At 69.9% G+C, this 21465-nt stretch carries 19 protein-coding genes and 1 tRNA gene; 13 read left to right on the top strand and 7 right to left on the bottom strand.

Features of this window, described 5'->3' with window-relative positions; translation table 11 throughout:
- The first annotated feature begins 13 nt into the window (after nt 1–13).
- Together IZR01_RS22285 and IZR01_RS22290 are read left to right on the top strand one after the other, a co-directional pair.
- A complete protein-coding gene (locus tag IZR01_RS22285; RefSeq protein ID WP_194924975.1) occupies nt 14–757 on the top strand; it encodes a 16S rRNA (uracil(1498)-N(3))-methyltransferase in 744 nt (247 codons plus the stop codon).
- Nucleotides 758–817: 60 nt separating this feature from the next.
- Nucleotides 818–1186 (top strand): hypothetical protein, encoded by a 369-nt coding sequence (locus IZR01_RS22290; protein ID WP_194895420.1) that lies wholly within the window; start codon nt 818–820, stop codon nt 1184–1186.
- 47 nt (nt 1187–1233) lie between these two features.
- On the opposite strand, the gene IZR01_RS22295 is transcribed toward IZR01_RS22290, so the two are convergent.
- On the bottom strand, nt 1234–1686 hold the full coding sequence (locus IZR01_RS22295) for a GNAT family N-acetyltransferase (RefSeq protein ID WP_194924976.1): 453 nt from the start codon (nt 1684–1686) through the stop codon (nt 1234–1236).
- A gap of 35 nt (nt 1687–1721) precedes the next feature.
- Entirely contained in the window at nt 1722–3248 is a 1527-nt protein-coding gene (locus IZR01_RS22300; RefSeq protein WP_194924977.1) for a N,N-dimethylformamidase beta subunit family domain-containing protein, read from the bottom strand.
- Nucleotides 3249–3304: 56 nt separating this feature from the next.
- Here IZR01_RS22300 and IZR01_RS22305 point away from each other — a divergent pair, with 56 nt between their 5' ends.
- The gene (locus IZR01_RS22305; RefSeq protein ID WP_194895423.1) at nt 3305–3667 is read left to right on the top strand and encodes an HIT domain-containing protein; all 363 of its coding nucleotides are present in this window, start codon (nt 3305–3307) and stop codon (nt 3665–3667) included.
- A gap of 132 nt (nt 3668–3799) precedes the next feature.
- The gene (locus IZR01_RS22310) at nt 3800–4114 is read left to right on the top strand and encodes a hypothetical protein (RefSeq protein ID WP_194924978.1); all 315 of its coding nucleotides are present in this window, start codon (nt 3800–3802) and stop codon (nt 4112–4114) included.
- A 1449-nt stretch (nt 4115–5563) separates the two neighbouring features.
- Here IZR01_RS22310 and IZR01_RS22315 read toward each other — a convergent pair.
- Both IZR01_RS22315 and IZR01_RS22320 read right to left on the bottom strand, forming a co-directional pair.
- Nucleotides 5564–6919 carry an adenylosuccinate synthetase gene (locus tag IZR01_RS22315; protein WP_194924979.1) on the bottom strand — a complete coding sequence of 452 codons (1356 nt, stop codon included), beginning with the start codon at nt 6917–6919 and terminating at the stop codon, nt 5564–5566.
- A gap of 43 nt (nt 6920–6962) precedes the next feature.
- On the bottom strand, nt 6963–8135 hold the full coding sequence (locus IZR01_RS22320) for a hypothetical protein (RefSeq protein ID WP_194924980.1): 1173 nt from the start codon (nt 8133–8135) through the stop codon (nt 6963–6965).
- A gap of 188 nt (nt 8136–8323) precedes the next feature.
- On the opposite strand from IZR01_RS22320, the gene IZR01_RS22325 reads away from it, so the two are divergent.
- The 7 genes from IZR01_RS22325 (at nt 8324) to IZR01_RS22355 (ending at nt 15306) form a co-directional block, all read left to right on the top strand.
- Nucleotides 8324–9511, top strand: coding sequence for a PhoH family protein (locus IZR01_RS22325; RefSeq protein ID WP_228559998.1), 1188 nt, complete (start codon nt 8324–8326; stop codon nt 9509–9511).
- A 5-nt stretch (nt 9512–9516) separates the two neighbouring features.
- A complete protein-coding gene (ybeY, locus tag IZR01_RS22330; RefSeq protein WP_194897457.1) occupies nt 9517–9996 on the top strand; it encodes an rRNA maturation RNase YbeY in 480 nt (159 codons plus the stop codon).
- A gap of 49 nt (nt 9997–10045) precedes the next feature.
- On the top strand, nt 10046–11323 hold the full coding sequence (locus IZR01_RS22335; protein ID WP_194897458.1) for a hemolysin family protein: 1278 nt from the start codon (nt 10046–10048) through the stop codon (nt 11321–11323).
- Between the two features lie 142 nt (nt 11324–11465).
- Nucleotides 11466–11538, top strand: a tRNA-Gly gene (locus tag IZR01_RS22340).
- Nucleotides 11539–11602: 64 nt separating this feature from the next.
- Nucleotides 11603–11932, top strand: a complete 330-nt coding sequence (locus IZR01_RS22345; RefSeq protein ID WP_194897459.1) for a cytidine deaminase-like protein — start codon at nt 11603–11605, stop codon at nt 11930–11932.
- Nucleotides 11933–11959: 27 nt separating this feature from the next.
- Nucleotides 11960–13087, top strand: coding sequence for a GTPase Era (era, locus tag IZR01_RS22350; RefSeq protein WP_194924981.1), 1128 nt, complete (start codon nt 11960–11962; stop codon nt 13085–13087).
- A gap of 284 nt (nt 13088–13371) precedes the next feature.
- Nucleotides 13372–15306 (top strand): hypothetical protein, encoded by a 1935-nt coding sequence (locus tag IZR01_RS22355; RefSeq protein ID WP_194924982.1) that lies wholly within the window; start codon nt 13372–13374, stop codon nt 15304–15306.
- Here IZR01_RS22355 and IZR01_RS22360 read toward each other — a convergent pair.
- The 3 genes from IZR01_RS22360 to IZR01_RS22370 form a co-directional block, all read right to left on the bottom strand.
- Nucleotides 15278–16858, bottom strand: a complete 1581-nt coding sequence (locus tag IZR01_RS22360; RefSeq protein WP_194924983.1) for an AbeC-like domain-containing protein — start codon at nt 16856–16858, stop codon at nt 15278–15280. The genes IZR01_RS22355 and IZR01_RS22360 overlap by 29 nt on opposite strands.
- Nucleotides 16859–16916: 58 nt before the next feature.
- Nucleotides 16917–17165 carry a GNAT family N-acetyltransferase gene (locus IZR01_RS22365; RefSeq protein WP_194924984.1) on the bottom strand — a complete coding sequence of 83 codons (249 nt, stop codon included), beginning with the start codon at nt 17163–17165 and terminating at the stop codon, nt 16917–16919.
- Between the two features lie 67 nt (nt 17166–17232).
- A complete protein-coding gene (locus IZR01_RS22370) occupies nt 17233–18318 on the bottom strand; it encodes a M4 family metallopeptidase (RefSeq protein ID WP_194924985.1) in 1086 nt (361 codons plus the stop codon).
- Between the two features lie 305 nt (nt 18319–18623).
- Between IZR01_RS22370 and leuA the strand changes: the two genes are divergently transcribed.
- Both leuA and IZR01_RS22380 read left to right on the top strand, forming a co-directional pair.
- Nucleotides 18624–20357, top strand: coding sequence for a 2-isopropylmalate synthase (leuA, locus tag IZR01_RS22375; protein WP_194897467.1), 1734 nt, complete (start codon nt 18624–18626; stop codon nt 20355–20357).
- A 64-nt stretch (nt 20358–20421) separates the two neighbouring features.
- Nucleotides 20422–21465, top strand: a 1044-nt coding sequence (locus tag IZR01_RS22380) for a zinc ribbon domain-containing protein (RefSeq protein ID WP_194924986.1), incomplete at its 3' end; no start/stop codon positions are given.

Consider the following 21465-nt stretch of genomic DNA (forward strand, 5'->3'; position numbering starts at 1 on the left):
ACAAGGGAACCACTTGAGCACCGCACCGGTCTTCTTCTGGCAGGACACTGAGACGGCCGGCCGCGGTGCTCGCGTGCGTCTGGACGGTGCCGAGGGGCGGCACGCCGCCCTCGTGCGCCGGCTGGCCGCCGGGGAGCGGGTGGACCTCGCGAGTGGCGCGGGGGTGGTCGCCGAGTGCGTGGTGGCGGTGGCGCACAAGGACTGGCTGGAACTGGACGTCCGCGACGTCGTGCGCACGCCGGCACCCACGCCGCGGATCACCGTGGTCCAGGCGCTGCCCAAGGGCGATCGCGGCGAGACGGCCGTGGAGACGATGACCGAGATCGGCGTCGACGCGGTGGTGCCGTGGGCGGCCGCCCGGTCGATCGTGCAGTGGAAGGGCGAGCGCGGCGAGAAGGCGCTGAACAAGTGGCGCGCGACGGCGCGGGAGGCGGCAAAGCAGTCCCGCCGGGCCTGGTGGCCGACCGTGACGGCGCTGCACTCGACCGCCGAGGTGGCGAAGCTGCTGGAGCAGGCCGATCAGGCGCTGGTGCTGCATGAGGACGCTCACACGCCGCTGGCGGGCCTGGAGGTGGCGCACGCGGGCTCGGTGGTGCTGGTGATCGGGCCGGAGGGGTCGATCACGCCGCCGGAGCTGGCGGCTTTCGAGGCGGCCGGGGCGCGGGCTTACAAGATGGGGCCGACGGTGCTGCGGACGTCGACGGCCGGGACCGCGGCGGCGACGGTGGTGCTGGCCAAGTCGGGGCGTTGGGGATAGGTCCTCCGGATGGCGGATTGAACAACACGCCGGGGCCATAGAAGTGATCGAATAGAACGGATGAGCGAAGTCGACGCGCGCCTCAAACGCGCTGAGAGGAGCATCATGTCCGTATTCATGACGTTGAAGATCCCCGGTGACCCACAGGCGTTGGAACGGTACGCGAAGGAGAACCCGGACAAGCTGAAGGGCATCGTTGAGGGGGCGAAGCGCCACGGCCTCATAGCGCACCGCTTTTACGGCGCCCCGGATGGGGGCGGTCTGATGGCGCTCGACGAATGGCCCGACAACGAGAGCTTCGAGGCGTTCTTCGCCGAGCAGCAGCCCGCGATCCAGCCGTTGATGGAGGCCATCGGGGTGACAGGACAGCCGGAAGCTGTTTTCTGGCAGGAGCTCGCCACCGGCGACGCCTACGGTTGGGGCGCCTGACCTCCCGTACGACATCTCATCTGCCGTACTACAACTGACCTGCCGTACTACAACCCCAACCGCATGTGCAGGTTGGTCACTTCGTAGCCGAGACTCTTGTAGAGCTGGTAAGCCCGGTCGTTCGACCCGTGCACATTCAGGGCTAGGCGCTCGGCGCCGAGCGCACGGGCCGCAGTCGTAGCGGCCTCCATGATCGCCCGGCCGTAGCCCGCGCCTTGCAGCGCTTCCTCAACGTGGACGTCGTAGACGAAGGCCTCCGCTGTCGGGCCGGCTGTTCGCAGCGCTACCCATAGGGTGCCCACCCTCTGCTCGGTCTGCGTGTCCCGGGCTATCCACAGGTGCTGTCCGTAGGTATCCGGACCCGCGGGCAGCAGACCGTCAGTGACGTCCAAGCCCTGCTGTTCTGCCGTCTCGATGGCCCAGTGCCCTTCTTGGACCTGAGCCATCGCGAACTCGGAAGCGGCTTTCGCCCGCCACGGCCCGAATTCCTCCGTGGTCATCGGATCTAAGCGGACGTTCCTCATGGGTTTCACGGTCATGAAGACCTTTTTAGCGTGTGTTTCACCTTCCGGCCCACCCGCTTCACCACCGGCTTGGCCTTCGCCGACACCGCCGACGGACTGGCTTCGCGCTTCAGGGCGGCGGCCATAGCGGCGCGGCGCCGTGCCGACCGTGACCCCAGGCCGTCCCCGGCCGCGATGCGGGCCAGCAGCGCGGCCGTCGCGGCCTCGATCCGCGCGTCCACGAAGCCCTCGCGACCCAGCGCCATCGGCCAGAAGAAGGTGCCGGCGTCGAAGACCCACGCGCCGCTGGGCTTGCGGTGCAACACCGTCTGCTGCTCGCGGGTGCCGTCGGCGCCGTCGGTGTAGGCCGAGCGGGCCAGGATCGTGAACTCGGTGCTGTCAGCCTTCTGATACTTGTCCTGGACGCTGTCCGCCTCGCCGCCGACCAGGCCGGGGAACGTGTCCCCGGCGCTGACGCCGGCCGCCTGCCAGAACCAATGGTCGGTGTTCGCGACGACCAGCGGGGCGTCGCCCTTGACCAGGCTGACGTACTGCGCGCCGAGCAGCTCCTGCTCGGGCAGCCGCAGATCGCGCCACATGACCGTCTGGCCGGGGCGCCTGGTCTTGACCGGGTCCTGGCGCGACTTGAAGCAGGTGATCGTCGAGCCCTCGTAGCGGACGTGCCAGTAGACGTTGTTCGCCTGCAGGAAGACCGTCGAGACCCCCGAGTCCAGGGCCTTCACCAGCGTCTTGCGCATCCCCGCCGACCAGTACTCGTCGTGGCCGGGGAAGATCAGGCCCTTGTAGTTCAGCGGGTCGACGCGGCCCTCGTTGAGGTCGGCGCTCGCGGCATACTCCATGTCATAGCCCTGACGTTCGGCCCAGACGACGAAGTCGTGGACCCGCTCGGCCTCGCGGGGCATGCCGGTCAGCTCGTAGGGGCGCCGGAAGGAGACCGACGACGCGCGCAGCTTGCTGCTCTGCTCGCCGTTCTCGTCGAAGCCGTAGTAGAGGTTCTTACCGCGCGCGTTGTCGAAGGGGTACATGTTGTACGCCTGGTAGCAGGCGAACGGGACGACCACCAGCCAGCTCGTGCGGCGGCGCAGGTTGCGGACGACGAAGGGGACGTAGTTGGCGCCGGTTGCGCTGTCTGTACCGCCTGCGCCGTCAGCACCGCCCTTGGCGCGGAGCACCGCGAGGTACGCGCCGGACTTCCAGTCCGCCGGCACGTTCAGCCGCCACGCCGGCTCCCACAGGCAGGTGACCATCCCGGCCTCCGGGTCCGTCACCGGCGCGGGCTGCGGGGCCACGGCGACCGGCTCGCTGCTGCCGAGCAGCGCGGTGCGGTGCTCCCCGTACGCACCGACCCGGTAGATCTCCACGACGATCTCCCGAGGCTCGGCGACGTCGATGTGGAAGTCGACCGACTCCCCGGGAGCCACCGCGGTGGCCGAGGCGAAGCCCTTGACCGCGGCCCGGGCGTCGTCGCTCAGGTCCGGGACGTCGGGCGGGGTGCCGATCGCGGTGGCGGCCGGGGCGAACCCGTCGAGGAGGCGCATGGTGCCGTAGCCTATCGCCGGAAAACCCCGACCTACGGGCGCCCGAGGAGGACACGATGGCCGACGGCCAAGCACAACCCGACTGTCTCTTCTGCAAGATCGTGGCCGGTGAGATCCCGGCGACGGTGGTCCGCCAGACGGATCTCACCTTCACCTTCAAGGACATAAACCCGCAGGCCCCGGTCCACGACCTGATCGTGCCCCGCGCGCACTACCGCAACGCCACCGAGCTGGCCGCCAACGCACCGGAGCTGGCCGCCGCACTCCTGACCGAGGCCGCCGAAGTGGCGAAGGCGGAGGGGATCGCGGACGGCGGCTACCGGATCGTGTTCAACACCGACGCGCACGCCGGGCAGACGGTCTTCCACGTGCACGCGCACGTGCTCGGCGGCGACTTTTTGAGCACCTTCGGGACCTGAGCACTTTCGGGACCTGAGCACGTTCGGGACCTAAGCACGTTCGGGACCTGAGTACCGCCGCGGGGACCTCGCGGACGCGGGATCCCGGCGAGCGACAGTGGGTAGGGCTCGCACTGCGCGGTCCTCGGCAGCGTGGCCGCCCTCGCGGCGGCACCGCTGGCCCGATGGGTGGCGCTTCCGGAAGCTGTTCTGACGGTGGCCGGAGCGGTGGTCGCCGTGTGGGCCGGGCTGGTGCTGTGGCTGCTGTCCCGGATGCCGCTGCGCTGGGCGTTGCGGCTGGTGATGGCGGTCAACCTGCTCGCGGCCAGCGTCGTCGCGGCGGTGTCCGCTGCCTCGGCGACCGTGGTCGTGGTCGGGGCGGTGCTGGCGGTCGCCGTCGACATCGGCTTGTTCGCCGCGAGTCAGGCGGTGGCACTTCGCGCTTTGTCGGTGCGGAGTGCGAGCTAGCTGGGGGTTGTTGTGGGTTCGGGTCTTTTTTTGGGGTTGGGGCTTGCGGGCCGGGTTGCGGTTATTTTGTGGGTTTTAAATGCTTTTTACGGCCTTCGGTCATGGTTGTGCCGGTTCGGGGTTCGGGTCGGTGGGTGTGTTTGTCGGCTGCCGGTTTTCGTGTTCACGACCCCGCCCCGCCTCAGGCCTCTTCAGCTCCGGCAGGTCAGGGCAAGGTCACAGGCAAGATCAACAGCAAAGTCAAGGTCAACGGCAAGGTCAAGAGCCCTGGTGAAGAGCCCGGCGCCTCCGGCGGGGGCTCTCGGCTCCCTCGGGGAACTGGCGCAATTCCATAGGGTGGTCGAGCCAGTCTCAGCGGCGGCGGTCCCTGAGGTGGTTGCGGTTCGTTCCCCACGGTCGCGTCGTCAGCCCCAAGGGGTACAGCGCCGGTGTCCGGGAGTAAAGTCCGCGCCGCTGCGGTCGAGGCTGCAAGCTGCGGTTTTGATAGCGCGAACTTGACTCCCGGCCACCGGCACTGTAGGCGAAGCCCTGCCGACGCGACCGAGGGGAACGAACCGAAAACCGACCGGAGAAGTACAAAACTGGTGGTGCGTGGCGGTCGGCTCGGCGAGTTCGGCCGCCGGTCAGGGTGCTGGCCAGCGCACCGGCGCCAAGGGTGCGGACTCCGGGTGGCGGGTGCCGGATCGACCCGGCGGCCACAACCGATACCATCGAGGCGGCGGGTATACCGAGGCGGATCGGCGGAAGGCGGGCATGTTGCCGACTGCTGACCACCGGCCCGTCGCCAGGGCCTCACCGGCAGCGACACCGACCAGCCTGCGTATACGGGCCCTGCGGTTGCTATTCTTCCGGTCGGTTTTCGGTTCGTTCCCCTCGGTCGCGTCGGCAGGGCTTTGCCTACAGCGCCGGTGGCCGGGAGTCAAGTTCGCGCTATCAAAACCGCAGCTTGCAACCCCGACCGCAACGGCGCGGACTTTACTCCCGGACACCGGCGCTGTACCCCTTGGGGCTGACGACGCGACCGTGGGGAACGGACCGCACCACCTCAGGAACCGCCGCCGCAGGGCCCTGACCCGGCCACCCTATGGAATTGCGCCATTTCCCCGAGGGAGCCGAGAGCCCCCGTCGGAGGCGCCGGGCTCTTCACCACAGTTTTTGACCTTGATCTGGCTCTTGACCTTGCTGTTGATCTGGCTTTTGATCTGGCTCTTGTTCCGACTTGCCGGAGTTGAAGAGGCCTGAGGTGCGGCGGGGTTGTGAACGCGGGAACCGGCAGCCGACAAACACACCCGCCGACCCGAACCCCGAACCGGCCCAACCATGACCGAAGGCCGTAAAAATTGCCTTTCAACCCACAACCCAACCGCAACCCGGCCCGCAAACTCCAGCCCCCGCCCAAAAAAGACCCGAACCCGACCAGCCCATAGCCCGCGCCCGCCCTGCGCCGCACTATTTCGCGCAGGGCAGGCGCGCGGCCTTGTCCCGCCAGGTCGGCCCGCTGGAGACCACGCCGACCGGTGTGCCCAGCGCGTCGCCGATGACGTCCGGCCAGTCCCGGGGGTCCTGCGGGCCGTCCTCGTAGACCGGTGTGCAGCGGGACACGGTCTTGGTGAGGAGCCGTTGGTAGTCCAGGTCGCGGATCAGGCTGCGGGGCAGCTTCTCCATCGCCGGGACGTCGGCGGCGGCCTGGTAGGCCCGGCACAGGCGCCGGCCGGTCGCCTCGGCGTCGGCGTGGGTGACCACCAACGCGTCGGCGCCGCCGCACACGTCGAGCGCGTAGCGATGTGCCACCGCGTCGAAGTGCCCGATCCGGAACGCCCCCTGCCACGTTCCGGTCTCGTTGTGCGGCTCCGGCAGCATCGGGGTCAGGGCCGCGTCCTCGGAGACGAACGGTCCGGCGCCGTGCCGGGTGCTGTAGGTGCGGACCACGCCGAGGCGCGCCGCGGTGTCGGGGGCCTGGCCGGACTCCTTCAGCAGCGCCTCGGCGTTGGCGAACGTGGTCGTCGACCAGGTGGTGTGCGGGTGGAAGCCGTACCACTCGTCGAGCAGCACGCCTTGGGCGCCCTCGAAGACGCAGGGTCCGGATTCCAGTAGCGCGGCGAGATATCCGCTGTCCTCCTCATCCACGATCCGCACGCGCTGTGCGAACGCCTGGTACACGTCCGCGCAGAACTCCGGGCTCGGCAGGTCGGTGGGCAGGCGCAGCCCGGATAGCTCCAGGTCGGCCGCGATCCGGTCGCGCAGCGCCGTCAGCTTCCTGATGAGCGGGCCGCGGTCCCGGCAGTCCCCGACGCGCGCAGGCTTATCCGGCGAGACGGCCAGGGAGAAGGAGACCGTCTCGCCGATCCCCATGCCGCAGGTTCCGTGGCGGGTCGACCCGGGGGTGCGGTCTCGGGCCGACTCGCGCACGCGGTTCGCGGCACGGTGGTAGGGGGTGGTGATGAGCGCGCGGGAGTCCGCCGACAGCAGGGCGAACGGGTTGGGGACGCCGAGCTCGGCCAGGTGCGCGGCCTCGGCGGCCAGCGCGAACGGCTCGACGAGCATGAAGCGGGACAGGTGCGTGGGCACGCCGTGCAGGGTGCCGGCGCCGAACTGCGCGAAGGTGTGGTGGCGGCCTTCGGGGGTGACCACGTTGTGGCCGGCCTGGGCGCCGCCGTTGAAGCGGACGACCGCGCGGATCTGTGCTTCATGGTGAAACCGCGTTTCGGCGCGGGGCTCGGAGCGGGCGGGGGAGCAGAGCCAATCCACGGTCGAGCCTTTGCCGGCGTCGCCGTAGCCGAGGTCCACCACGATCGCGTGCTTCATGCCGATCAAGTCCATTGAGAGGTGCTCTCTTACCAGTGCTCTGTTACCGGCGGCTTTCAGGACGGTCGTCGTATCCGGAGTCGTACGTGTAGCCGACGCCTTGCGCGCGCAGGAAGCGGACGTCCGCGTCGTGGGTGGCGCGGCTGCCGCGTCGGTCACCGCGCTGGTCACTCCGCTGGTCACCCCGGCGGTCGCGCCGGGTGCCGCGGTGCGTGTCCAACTCGCCCAGCGCGCGTTCCACAGAGCGTCCCGCCCCGGAGCCCACGTCGCGCAGGTCCTCCAGGCCGCCGTCCAGGTCGATGCGGTCCTCGGCCAGGCCGATGGTGAGCGCGATGGTCTCGCAGACCGCGTCCAGGTCGTCGAGCTGGATGACGTTCTGGCCGAGCAGCGCGCGCCAGGCGCCGAGGACCTCGTCGTTGCCGACGTAGGAGGAGCCCTCCGGGAGGATGTAGTAGACGTCGAACTTGCGGGTCAGGTCGCGGACCACGTCCTCGATCGGGGTGGTCGGGAAGCCGCCGCGCCCGAGGTGCCCGCCGGGCCACTCGCCGGGGCGGCCGGGGTGGTCGGGACGGCCGGAACGGTCGGAACGTCCGGGGCCGTCGACGCGGTGCCCGAGCACCCGCGACACCTGCTGCGGGTTCACATTCGGGTAGGGCATCTCATCGCCGATGATGAACAGGTAGCCGCGCTTGCCGCGCTTCTCGTGGCAGTCCAGCGAGGTGTGGTGGGCCATGAAGTACATCGCCAGCTCGTACGACTCGCGCATCTGGCCCCCGCCGCCGCCCTCCAGGACGATGTCGCCGAGCTGGTCGTCCATGCGGTTGTCGGACTCGAACTGCCCGACCTGCAGGGGCACCCGGTCGGAGTAGGCGTCCCCGATCGCCCCGAACAGGATCTGCGGGTGGTCCACGTAGCCCTTGCGCAGCAGCAGGCCGTGCAGGTCGGCGAGCTTGGTCTGGAGCACCCGGGGGACCCCGCCCATGGAGCCGGTGACGTCGAACAGGACCGAGATCGCCAGCGAGGCCGGGTGCTCGGCGCTGTCCCGGCTCTCCCGGACGCCGACGCCGTAGGGCTCCAGGTCCGGGTGCGCGCGCCACTGGTTGCGCGGGGTGCGGCTGAGCACCCGGTCGTTGTAGTCGAAGGCGCTGCGGCCGTTCGCCCTGCGGTAGGCCTCAGCCGCCTCGTATGCGTCGTAGTCCCAGCGTCCGCTACCCATCCCCATCGCCTTCTCACGCGTCGTCCCGCTTTATCGTCCATCTGACGATAACAGTTCGAGACTAGCATAGCGTCAGGATGACGAAAAGGGCGCCGGGGCAAAATCTCCCGCCCTGGTCGCGGGGGTGCGGGCTAGCATGGAACCACCACGGAGACAGGAGAGTGATCAAAGGCCGTATGGCCGTTCCTATGGCAGACAACACCGCACCGCGCTCGGGCAAGGGCCGCCAGTCCTCCGCCGCGGACCGCAACGGGAGGGCGGCCGGGGCCGGCCGCGCGGGGGCGAACGGGGCAGGGGCGTCCTCCGGGTCCTCCAGGCCCGCCTCCGGGGCACGTTCCACTGGCGCCGCGCGTGCCACCGATGCCGAGGAAGTCGCCCCCGGCGTCGTCCAGGCCAAGATCGAAATACCGTCCGGACACCCCCTGGTCTCCGTCTTCGGGGCCGGCGACGGCCTGCTGCGGGTGATCGAGAAGGCCTTCCCGGGCGCCGACATCCACGCCCGCGGCAACCAGGTGACCATCTCCGGCAGCCGAGCTGAGGTGGCTCTGGTGGAGCGGCTTTTCGGCGAGATGCTGCTGATGCTGCGCACCGGCGCCCCGCTCACCGAGGACGGCGTCGAGCGCTCGATCCAGATGCTGCGCAGCGGCGAGGCCGACGTCGACGGGCAGCGCCCGGCCGAGGTGCTGACCCAGAACATCCTGAGCAACCGCGGCCGCACCATCCGCCCCAAGACGCTGAACCAGAAGAACTACGTCGACGCCATCGACCGCAACACGATCGTGTTCGGCATCGGGCCCGCCGGCTCCGGCAAGACCTACCTGGCGATGGCCAAGGCGGTGCAGTCGCTGCAGAGCAAGCAGGTCAACCGCATCATCTTGACCCGGCCCGCGGTCGAGGCCGGGGAGAAGCTGGGCTTCCTGCCCGGGACGCTGTACGAGAAGATCGACCCGTATCTGCGGCCGTTGTACGACGCGCTGCACGACATGCTCGATCCGGACAGTATTCCCCGGTTGATGGCGGCTGGGGTTATTGAGGTGGCTCCGCTGGCATATATGCGTGGCCGTACCCTTAATGACGCATTCATCATTCTCGACGAGGCCCAGAACACCTCCCCCGAGCAGATGAAGATGTTCCTCACCCGCCTCGGCTTCGGTTCCAAGATCGTCGTCACCGGCGACGTGACCCAGGTCGACCTGCCCGGGGGGACCGAGTCCGGGCTGCGGGTGGTGCGCAATATCCTGGACGGCGTGGAGGACATCCATTTCGCCGAGCTGACGAGTGCCGACGTGGTGCGGCACCGATTGGTGGGGGACATCGTCGACGCGTACGGGCGGTATGACGCCCGGGGTGGGGACGCCAAGAGGAAGAGGCACTGACCCCCATGTCGATCGACATCGCCAACGAGACCGACTACGGCACCGAGCAGGGTGTGGACGCCGAGGAACTGGTCGGGGTGGCCCGGTACGTGCTCGGTGAGATGGGCATCCACCCGATGGCCGAGCTGTCCATCCTGCTGGTCGACACCGCCGCGATGGAGCAGCTGCACATCCAGTGGATGGACGAGCCGGGCCCGACCGACGTGCTCTCCTTCCCGATGGACGAACTGCGCCCGGCCCGCGCCGAGGACGACAACGAGCCGGTCCCAGGGCTGCTCGGGGACGTCGTGCTGTGTCCGGAGGTGGCCGAGAAGCAGGCCAAGGACGCCGGCCACGCCACGGCCGAGGAGCTGCGGCTGCTCACCACGCACGGGATCTTGCACCTGCTGGGCTACGACCACGCCGAGCCGGAGGAGGAGGCCGAGATGTTCGGTCTCCAAAAACAGCTGCTACGAGGATGGAAGGCCAGGTCAGGCGCTCGATGAGCGGTCATAGACATCGGCAGGGCACTGGCCGGGGCCACGAGGTGGCCCGATGAGTGCCCTGCTCTTCTGGGAGATCGTCGCGGTCGCGGTACTGGTCGCGGTCGCGGGGGTCTCCGCTTGTGCGGACGCCGCGCTGTCCCGGGTGTCCCGGGTGCGGGCCGCCGAACTGGTCGAGGAGGGCGTGCCGCGCTCGCCCCGGCTCAAGGAGCTGGTCGACGACCCGGCCCGGGTGCTGAACCTGGTCCTGCTGCTGCGGGTGGGCTGCGAGATCGCGGCCACGGTGCTGGTCACCGTGCTGTTCATGCGGCGGATCGACGCGGTCTGGGGCGCCGGCCTCGCCGCGATCGGCGTGATGATCGCCGTCTCCTACATCTTCATCGGCGTGATGCCGCGGACCATCGGCCGCCAGCACTCGGTGAAGGTGGCGCTGCGCTTCGCCGGCCCGCTGGCGCTGCTGACCAAGGTCCTGGGGCCGCTGGCGCAGCTGCTGATCATGATCGGCAACGCCGTGACCCCGGGCCGGGGCTTTCGCGAGGGCCCGTTCGCCTCCGAGGCCGAGCTGCGCGCGCTGGTCGACCTGGCCGAGGCGAACAGCGTCATCGAGGACGACGAGCGCCGGATGGTGCACTCGGTCTTCGAGCTCGGCGACACGCTGGTGCGCGAGGTGATGGTGCCGCGCACCGACATGGTCTTCATCGAGCGGCACAAGACCCTGCGCCAGGCGCTGTCGCTGGCGCTGCGCAGCGGCTTCTCCCGGATCCCGGTGGTCGGCGAGAACGCCGACGACGTGGTCGGCATCGTCTATCTCAAGGACCTGGTCCGGCGGATCCACGAGCACCCCAGCGGGGAGACCACCGAGCTGGTGGAGTCGGCGATGCGCGACCCGGTCTGCATCCCGGACAGCAAGCCCGCCGACGAGCTGCTGCGGGACATGCAGGCCGGGCACATCCACCTGGCCGTGGTGATCGACGAGTACGGCGGCACCGCCGGGCTGGTCACCATCGAGGACATCCTGGAGGAGATCGTCGGCGAGATCGCCGACGAGTACGACGTGGAGCGGCCCTCGGTGGAGCGGCTGTCCCCGGACGCGGCGCGGGTCACCGCGCGCCTCGGCGTGGACGAGCTCGGCGACCTGTTCGGGGTGGACCTGGAGGACGACGACGTGGAGACCGTCGGCGGCCTGATGGCCAAGCGGCTGGGCGTGGTGCCGATCCCCGGTGCGCAGATCGAGGTCGAGGGACTACGGCTCACCGCGGAGTCCGCGGAGGGCCGGCGGCGCCGGATCGGCACCGTGTTGGTGAAGCGTGTTCCGCAGGAAAACACCTGACCTGATGCCTGAGCTGATACCGGCCTGATACCCGGCCCGATGCCTTAAGCGACGCCTGACACGTCCGGGTAACCAGGTGGCGAACCCACTCCGGACATGGGCTATAGTTTTCCTCGTCGCCGGGGAAACCCGGTCGGCGAATGCGGATGTGGCTCAGCTGGTAGAGCATCACCTTGCCAAGGTGAGGGTCGCGAGTTCGAATCTCGTCATCCGCTCAGCGGAAAAGAAGGCCCCGGAAGACAATTCCGGGGCCTTCTGCGTTTTCGATAGCGTTGGGCCATGACCGACACCCAGCTGGACCCCGAGAACGCCAAGCTCCACACCCTCGCCAAGGCCCAGCGGGCCCGCAACGGCGCGGCCGAGGGCGCCGCGGTCCGTGACGACACCGGCCGCACCTATGTCGCGACCACCGTCGAGCTGCCGGCGTTGCAGCTCTCGGCGCTCCAGGCCGCGGTCGCGATGGCGGTGGTCGGCGGGGCCAAGTCGCTGGAGGCCGCGGTGCTGGTCAGCGCGGAGAAAGGGTTCCGGCAGGCGGACCTGGACGTGGTCGCCGATCTGAAGGGTTCGGGCACCCCGCCGCGGCTGTTCCTGGCCGATCCCAAGCTCTGAGCGGCGCACCGTCCCGAGTAAGGGAGAATGGTCCCCATGACGAGCAGCGGAAGTGGACGATCCCGGTCCCGCCAGGCGGCCAACGCCGAGGCGGCGAAGAAGAAGGCCGATCGCGTCAAGCGCAGCCAGAAGCTCGCCGAGAAGCGCGTCACCTCCGACCAGGTCCGGGATTCGGAGCCGGCGCCGACCGCCTACGGCCGCGGCGTCCGTGACGACTCCCCGCCCCGCAACGAGTTCCCGGACGACTTCCGCGCCGGCTTCGCCTGCTTCGTCGGCCGGCCCAACGCCGGCAAGTCCACGCTGACCAACTCGGTGGTCGGCGCGAAGGTGGCGATCACCTCCGGCCGGCCGCAGACCACCCGGCACACCGTGCGCGGCATCGTGCACCGCGACGACGCGCAGCTGGTCCTGGTCGACACCCCCGGTCTGCACAAGCCGCGCACCCTGCTCGGCGCCCGGCTGAACGACGAGGTGCGGGCCACCTGGGCCGAGGTGGACGTCATCGGGTTCTGCGTGCCGGCCGACGAGAAGATCGGCCCCGGCGACCGGTACATCGCCGCCGAGCTGGCCGAGGTCCGCCGCACCCCGAAGATCGCCATCCTGACCAAGACCGACAAGGCCTCCAAGGAGCAGATCGCCGAGCAGCTGCTGGCCCTGGTCGAGCTGGGCCGCGAGGTCGGCGTGGAGTGGGCCGAGGTGATCCCGGTCTCGGCGGTCCGCGACGAGCAGATCCAGCTGCTGGAGGACCTGCTGGTGAAGCAGCTCCCGGAGTCGCCGCCGCTGTACCCGGGCGGCGAGCTGACCGACGAGCCGGAAGAGGTCATGGTCGGCGAGCTGGTCCGGGAGGCCGCGCTGGAGGGCGTGCGCGACGAGCTGCCGCACTCGCTGGCCGTCACCGTCGAGGAGATGACGCTGCGCGAGGACCGGCCCGCCGACCGGCCGCTGCTGGACGTGCACGCCACGCTGTATGTGGAGCGCCCCAGCCAGAAGGCGATCATCATCGGCCACGGCGGCGAGCGGCTGCGCGAGGTCGGCTCGCGGGCCCGGCAGCAGATCGAGGCGCTGCTCGGCACGCCGGTGTTCCTGGACCTGCACGTGAAGGTCGCGAAGGACTGGCAACGGGATCCGAAGCAGTTGGCCAAGCTCGGGTTCTGAGGGTCGGGTTCTGAGGGTTCTGAGAAGCGGCGTGGGCCCGGTGCTCACGCCCCGTACAACCATGGCGCCTCCCGGTGAGTCTCACGAGTGAACCTCGGTAGAGGGCCCGACGGTCCCGGCATCCTCGTCAGATGCCGGGACCGTCTGCGTCTTCTGAGAAACTGAGCCGATACAGACTCAGACGTATCCCCGTTAGCGCGGTGGGGTAAGTGGGGTGGGTGATGCCGGGTCCGCCGACTGGTGCCGTGCCGGATGCGAGTTCGGCGGGCCCGGCGCCTGTAAAGGTGTTGCTCCGGTTCTTCCGGCTCCTCGAATCAGCCCGGCCGGCGGACATCCCGGCGGTGCTGGCCGCGCTGCCCGAGGCGGACCTCGCCGCGGCCGTCACGGCGGCGGAGGGGCGGCTCACCCGGCCGGCCCGGGACTACATCCTCGCCAGGGGCCCGTCCTCCGCCCTGGCCGCCTTGGCCCGCCAGGCTGTTCTCGGCCGGTGCGAAGACCCCGAGTGGGTCATCGACCGGGTCCTGATGCGCTTCGATCCGGAAGCCGACGAGGTGTTCTTCACCCTCGATCCGGCCGATCCGCGGGTGCACCGGGCGCGCCGGGCGATCCTGCGGGATCGGCAGGGGCCGGACGGCCATGCGGTCGTCGCGTCCCGAGTCAGGCGGCGCCTGCTCGCCTTCACCAAGTCGCAGCCCCGGCTCGAAAGGGACGATCGGTGGGACGAGATAGCCGACGCGGACGACCCGAAGCTGGTCCTGGCCCTGATGCCGCACGTCGCGTGGCTCACCGAGCGTCAGGCGGCGAGGATCATCGCGACCTTGGACGCCCACGGGCTTCGGGACGTGGCGCGGCGCCATCGCGGGCTGTGGGAGGGCCGGGGCAGCGCCTTCAGCCGTCTGGGGTTCCCGCGTTTCGACAACCTCAGTTGGGTCTACACGTTCGGTTCCGACTTCACTCTCGTGCAAGAGAGCGTGGAAGCGGTATCCGTGGACCAGTACCGCGAACTCATCGGTGAGGCGGTGTCCCTCAATACCCCGCAGGCGGCCCACCGGCTCCGCGCGCTGGCCTGGGCCGCGCTGCGAGCCGGCACCATGTCGCCCGCCGAAGTTCTGGAACACACCCGGCCGGCCGCACTCGCGATGTCGCTCGCCATCCCCGATGGCGGCGAACATCTCGCAGGAGAGCAGCGGGCCGCAGACGATATGCGCTTCTGCATCGCGGGATACGCCGCCAAGTGGTTGGCGGGCGATCCGAAACGCTGGGCACACGCTTTTTCGCGGATGTACACCGACAAAGGCACCATCCTCGAACTCTTCGCGAAGCCGGACAAGGCTGTCCGCATCGAAGACCCCGTGTCAGTCGGCAACCTGCCCGAGGGTGTCCGCGAGGCCGCGAACATCCTTCTCGCTTTGGCGCCCGCTGACGTGGCTGCCCGCGCTCTGGCCGTCCAGGGTATCGAGGACGCGGTCACGACCGCGGCCGGTCTGACTCCGCTGTGCCGGGCGTTGGTGGACCATGTGGTCGCCGACGGTACCCACCAGCAACGCCGGAATCTCGCCGATAACATGGCCACCCCCGATCGGGTCCTGACGCGCCTGATCGATGAGTCGGCGGACTCGTACGTCCCCATCGCGATCATGGAACGCGTCACGGCCGTCGGTCAGGAGGTCCTCGATCGGGCGTACGTCGCGGCGCCGCACGACGACGAGCTGAAGCGGTGGATCTGCGGACGGAGCCCGGCCAGGGCGGTGGACACGCTTCGGCATCTGGCCGACGATCCCGCGTGGGTGCTCAGCGTCCTGCGCATGGCCATTCCCAAGTGGAGTCGGCGCGACATGTCAGGACGGGCGGCGGCCTACGCGGTGCTCGCCGAGGCCGCCGGGGTCGAAGCGGTATGGGCGCTAGAGCTGGAACTCACCCGAGGTCTTAAGGCGATGGCGCCGTTTGTCCGCGAGTCGATGGCCACCGGCGACGCGGAGCCGTTGATCGAGGCGGCCCGGGGGTTCCCGGTGCCGGGCGGCGGCCAGTGGCCGCGGAACCTTCCGTCGTGGCGGGACGGAATCGACCTGGACCACCCGCTCGACCGACCCCTGGAGAACCTGGTCCGGGCCCATCTCGACGGCCGCCCCGACCGTTGGCTCCACCTCGCCGACCTGCTTCGGGCGAAGCCGGATGCCCGCTACGAAGACCTCATCGCCGAGGCCGCCCGGTTGCCCTGAAGTCCCGATCCGCCTCAGCTCTTCGATCCGCCTCAGCTCTTCGAGCCGCGTCGGCTTTCCGATTCGCGTCTGCTTTCCGATCCGCCCTGGCCCTCCGGTGCGTGTCAGCCTTCTGATCTGTGTTGGCCTTCTGAGCCGCGTCGGCCGTCCGATCCGAGTCGGGTCTCCCAGTCTCCGCAACGCTTCCGGCGCGCACCGTCCCCTCCACTCGCAGCACCGCGTCCCGCACCCCCATCAGGTCGCCGGTCGGCAGCTCGTGCGCCTGGAAGTAGCGCACCAGGTGCTCGAACAACGCCGCGCGCAGCAGCCGCAGGACGTCGCGGGCCTCGGCGTCGTGTGCGGTGATCTTGGCCGGGTCCATGATCCAGCGCCGCAGCGAGGTGCGGGCGCCGCGCTCCGGGAGCCGGCCCTTGCGGCGGATGCGGCGGAGCCCCTTCTTGCGGGCCCGCAGGTTCAGCCGGTGCCCGACGAAGGCGACCAGCGGGCTGCTCCAGGCCTCGGTCGCGATACGGGGCAGTTCCAGCAGCGTGTACCAGCGTGCGTGGGCTCGCAGCCGGCCCCGGGTGCGGGGGAGGGGGCCGCTGACCGAGGTGTACTTCGCGGCCGGCGGTGTCGCGATCGTCGAGGCGATGCCCAGGACGATCCGCTCGTTCTGTTCGCGGATGCGGACGTGCATCGAGATCATGAGGCCGCCGTCGTGGCGGGCGGTCTGGAAGGTCAGATAGGTCTGTGCGCGGTCGCCGGGGTTGATGCCCACGGAGTAGATCAGGGCGTGGGCTTGGCGGGACGGCCGGCTCTGCTTGCCGCCGGGCCACAGGCCGGGGAGGTCGTCGGCCACGTCGCCGCGGACGAACAGGTTCCCGGCGATCGTCACGTCTGCCAGGCGCGGGTCCCGGCCCAGCTCGTTGGCCAGGTAGAGGTGCAGGTCGGTGGCGTCGACCCGGGCCGGCATCGGCGGCAGCCCGACCGTGACCTCCTCGCCCAGCAGCTCGCCGAAGGCGGCGAACGGGTTCGGCGCGCCGGCCGGGTAGCAGACCACGTTCGAGGCCTGGTCGGCGACGATCTCGGCGTGCATGTCCGGGGGCAGCGGCGGCGCGGAGACCGGCGGCGCCGGTGGGGTGCGCAGCAGCGCGAAGGCGGCGTGGACCCGGAGCCAGCGGGCCGTGGTGGCTATGGTCCAGGCCAGGGTCGCCACCGAGGCGACGCCGCAGAGCACGCCGAACACCGTCGGCTCGAAGTCCTTGGTGCCCCGGGTGATCACCAGCGGCCCGGCCACGCAGAGCGCGACCAGCATCCAGCACGCCAGCAGCGCCCAGTCCCGGCGCCGATCGATCCGCAGCGAGTGCCGGGCGTGCTGGAGGATCACCGGCAGGTCCAGCCCGACCGGCGGCCCGATCGCCGAGAACGGGTCGCCGAGCAGCAGCTCCTCGGCCTGGGCGGCGAAGGTCGGGTCCCAGTACGCCTGCGCGCACACCATGCGGGTGGTCGCGTCCAGCGGGGCGACGGCGGTGACGGCGGCGTCCGCGGCGACGGCGGCGGGCAGGTCGGCCACGCGGCGTCCCCCCTCTCAGAGTCCTGCGGGTCCGGAGCCCGGCCGCAGAATTCTGATATTAGAGGTCAAACTGCCAGGAGCTCCAGGCCTCGGCGATCTCGAAGCCCAGCGCCTCGTTGACCCGGGCCATCGGCGCGTTGTCCACGTTGTTCCAGGTCGACATGAGATCGACATGCGGCTCGTGTTCCAGCAGGTGCAGCGTCAGCGCCGCCTTGAGCCGCAGGCCCAGGCCGTGGCCGCGGAACTCCGCGGGAACGCCGGTGTTGCCGATGTCGGCCATCCGGAAGTCCGGGAAGACGTCCACCACGTGGAAGCCGGCGATCGTGCCGTCCGCGGTGAGCGCCGCGGCGATGTGGACCCAGGGACCCAGGAGCTCAGGAGTGGACCGACACCCCGACCTCCCGCCACGCCGCGGCCACCGCGTTCGCCTGCCGCGACCGGCGGCCGAACCGCGCTTCGGCGGCGTGCACGGTCGCGGTGCCGAAGGTGGCGAACGTCGCGGCCGCCGGGAGCGAGGGGGAGGTGAGCACGTCGTACCAGACCGCCCCCGCGCCCTCCCAGGACTTGCCGCCGATGCCGGTGGCCGCCAGATAGAACGCCCGGTTCGGGATGCCGGAGTTGATGTGCACGCCGCCGTCGTCGGTGGTGGTGTCCACGTAGCCGGACATCGCGGCCGGCTGCGGGTCCTTGCCCAGGTGCGGGTCGTCGTAGGCGGTGCCCGGGTCCTTCATCGAGCGCAGCGCGACGCCCCGCACCGAGGGCAGGAAGAGTCCGGCGCCGATCAGCCAGTCCGCGTCGGCGGCGTCCTGGCCGAGCTGGTACTGCTTGACCATCGAGCCGAAGCAGTCGGAGACCGACTCGTTCAGCGCGCCGGACTGGCCGCGGTAGACCAGGTTCGCGGTGTACTGCGTGACGCCGTGGGTGAGTTCGTGGCCGATCACGTCCACCGCGTCGGTGAAGCGGCCGAACACCACGCCGTCGCCGTCGCCGAACACCATCTGCGAGCCGTTCCAGAAAGCGTTGTCGTACTGCACGCCGTAGTGGACCGTGCCCTTCAGCGGCAGGCCCTGGCCGTCCACGGACCAGCGGTCGTAGACCTTCAGGTAGAAGTCGAACGTCGCGCCGAGACCGTCGTAGGCCTCGTCCGCGCTGGCGTCCCCGGTCGCCGGGCCGCCCTCGGCGCGCACCTGCGAGCCCGGCAGGTGCTCGGTGTCGTGGTCGTCGAAGATCGAGCGGTCGTCGGCGCGCCCGGTGACGGCCGGCGGGGCCAGGTGCCGCTCGCCGACCCAGGGCACGGCGCCGCGGGCCCGGCGGTGCCGGGCGTCGGCGGTCAGGGTGCGGCGCGCGGCCTCGGCCACGTGCAGGCTCGAACCCGCCAGGCGGGAGAGCAGGTGCGGCGGGACGATGCCGCAGAACGCCGGGGCGGCGGCGGTTCGGGGCGGGGTCGTGGCGCTGGTCATGGCGGCGAGTATGGCCGGTTTTATGACTTTGATCACCGTTTCGTAACAGGCGGCGAGCCGCTATTACGCTGATCGAGTGACGCCTGGCGGTCGTCTCGGATCACGGACAGAGAGTGCGCCCGTTGAGACGATCGGGATACAGTCGCACCGCTATGTGCAACTCCTGCCAGTGCGGTCTGCTCCTTCTTAGCAGCCGCGGCGAGGGCCTGTAGTACCGACACAGGCCGGCTCCCTCGTCGCGGCGTTTCGTGTTTCCGCCGTCGGCCGCCCCCTCCGTTGGAGACCACCAGGGAGTCTTGAGCACAATGCGAGTACAGCCGCAGCAGCCCTCCGGTATGCCGATCCACAAGTACGTTCCGTTCGCCCCGATTCCGCTGCCCGAGCGTGACTGGCCGACGAAGGTGATCGACCGGGCCCCGCGCTGGTGCGCCGTGGACCTGCGCGACGGCAACCAGGCGCTGATCGACCCGATGTCCCCGGCCCGCAAGCTGAAGATGTTCGATCTGCTGGTCGCGATGGGCTACAAGGAGATCGAGGTCGGCTTCCCGGCCGCCTCGCAGACCGACTTCGACTTCGTCCGGCAGATCATCGAGGAGGACCGGATCCCCGACGACGTGGTGATCCAGGTCCTGACCCAGGCCCGCGAGGAGCTGATCGAGCGGACCTTCGAGTCCGTGCGCGGCGCCAAGCAGGCCATCGTGCACCTGTACAACTCCACCTCCACGCTCCAGCGCCGGGTCGTCTTCGGCCAGGACACCGCCGGGATCACCCAGATCGCGGTGAACGGCGCCAAGCTGTGCCAGCAGTTCGCCGACGCGATGCCGGCCCGCCCCGACGGCACCCGCACCGAGATCTACTTCGAGTACTCGCCGGAGTCCTACACCGGCACCGAGCTGGAGTACGCGGTCGAGGTCTGCGACGCCGTCACCGCGGTCTGGCAGCCCACCCCGGACCGCAAGGTGATCATCAACCTGCCGGCCACCGTGGAGATGGCCACGCCCAACGTCTACGCCGACTCCATCGAGTGGATGCACCGCAACCTCAACCGCCGCGACTCGATCGTGCTGTCGCTGCACCCGCACAACGACCGCGGCACCGCGGTGGCCGCCGCCGAGCTGGGGTACCAGGCCGGCGCCGACCGGATCGAGGGCTGCCTGTTCGGCAACGGCGAGCGCACCGGGAACGTCTGCCTGGTGACGCTGGGCCTGAATCTGTTCTCCCAGGGCGTGGACCCGGAGATCGACTTCTCCGACATCGACGAGGTGCGGCGCACCGTCGAGTACTGCAACCAGCTGCCGGTGCACCCGCGCCACCCCTACGGCGGCGACCTGGTCTACACCGCGTTCTCAGGGTCGCACCAGGACGCGATCAAGAAGGGCTTCGAGCACCTGGAGCGGGACGCCGCGGCGGCCGGCAAGAGCGTGGACGAGATCGTCTGGGCCGTGCCGTATCTGCCGATCGACCCGAAGGACGTGGGGCGTAACTACGAGGCCGTGATCCGGGTCAACTCGCAGTCCGGCAAGGGCGGCGTCGCGTACATCCTGAAGGCCGAGCACCAGCTGGACCTGCCGCGCCGGGCACAGATCGAGTTCTCGCAGGTGATCCAGGCCAAGACCGACGCCGAGGGCGGCGAGGTCACGCCGGAGGAGATCTGGGGCGCGTTCGTCGACGAGTACCTGCCGAACCCCTCGGCGCCCTGGGGCCGTATCAAGCTGCTGGGTCACCACGCGTCCTCGGCGATCGAGGCCAAGGACCAGCTCACCGTGGACCTGTCCGTGGACGAGGCCATCACGGCACTCGAAGGCGTCGGCAACGGCCCGATCGACGCGTTCACCAACCTGCTGGCCGGCGTCGGGATCGACGTGCGGGTGCTGGACTACGTCGAGCACGCGCTGACCTCCGGCGAGGACGCGCAGGCGGCGTCGTACGTGGAGTGCGCGATCGGCAGCCGGGTGCTGTGGGGCGTGGGCATCGATGCCAACATCGTGACGGCATCGCTCAAGGCCATCATCTCGGCGGTGAACCGGGCTTTCCGCTGACCCGGGTGACTGTGGAAGGATTCCCTCTGTTCCGTACCGCGCGGAACGGAGGGGATTAGTACCAATGATCATCTGGGGCTGGAAAACCGTCTTCCGGGTCATCGGCAGCGGGGTGTTCTCCTGCCCGGCGTGCGGCGCGGACCGCAACTACGAACGCCGGAAAGCCCAGCGCTTCTTCACGCTGTTCTTCATCCCCCTGATCCCGCTGAAGGTAGTCGGCGAGTTCGTCCGCTGCACGTACTGCAAGAACGACTTCCAAGCCTCGGTCCTGAGCCGCCCCACCGCGGCCCAGTTCACGGACCTGCTTCAGAACTCGGTCCGCGGCGTGATGGTCAACGTCCTGCGACGCGGCGCCTGGGACCACCCGGCGGCGCGCGCGGCGGCCGTCCAGGAGATCGTCACCGCCGGCGCGGTCGGCTACGCCGAACCCAACCTGGCCCAGGACATGCAGGTGGTCCCCGACGACCTGTCCCAGATGCTGGCCGCCCTGGCCCAGCAACTCCCGGACCCCGGCCGCGAGGCCCTGGTCACCGGCGCCGCCCGGGTCGCCGCCGCCGACGGCCCGATCCAGCCCGCCGAGCGCGCGATCATCGACGCCGTCGGCGCCTCGCTGGGGCTGAGCCAGCCGCATGTGGCGGGGATTGTCGCGGCGGTGGTGCCGGGGCAGGGCGCGGCGCAGGCACAGGCACAGGGCCAAGCACAGGCACAGGCTCCGGTTTGGGGGAGTGCGGCGCCGGCTGCGGGTGGCGAGACGATGTTGATTCAGGCTCCGCAGCCGGCTCCGGTTACTGGTGCGCAGGATGCTGTGCCGGCGAACGCTGGTTCCGGCATGGAGACCATGCTGATTCAGGCTCCGCAGCCGGCCCCGGCCACGGGCGCGCAGGATGCTGTGCCGCCGAACGCTGGTTCCGGCATGGAGACCATGCTGATTCAGGCTCCGCAGCCGGTTCCGGCTACTGGTGCGCAGGATGCTGTGCCGCCGAAGGCCGGCTCCGGCATGGAGACCATGCTGATCCAGACGCCCCAGCCCGCCCCGCCGGCCGCCGCCGAGGACGTCGCGCCCCAGCATCCGTCCTCCATGGAGACCATGTTCATCCCGGTGCAGCCC

Source organism: Catenulispora pinisilvae (assembly GCF_015356865.1).
GTDB classification, from domain to species: domain Bacteria; phylum Actinomycetota; class Actinomycetes; order Streptomycetales; family Catenulisporaceae; genus Catenulispora; species Catenulispora pinisilvae.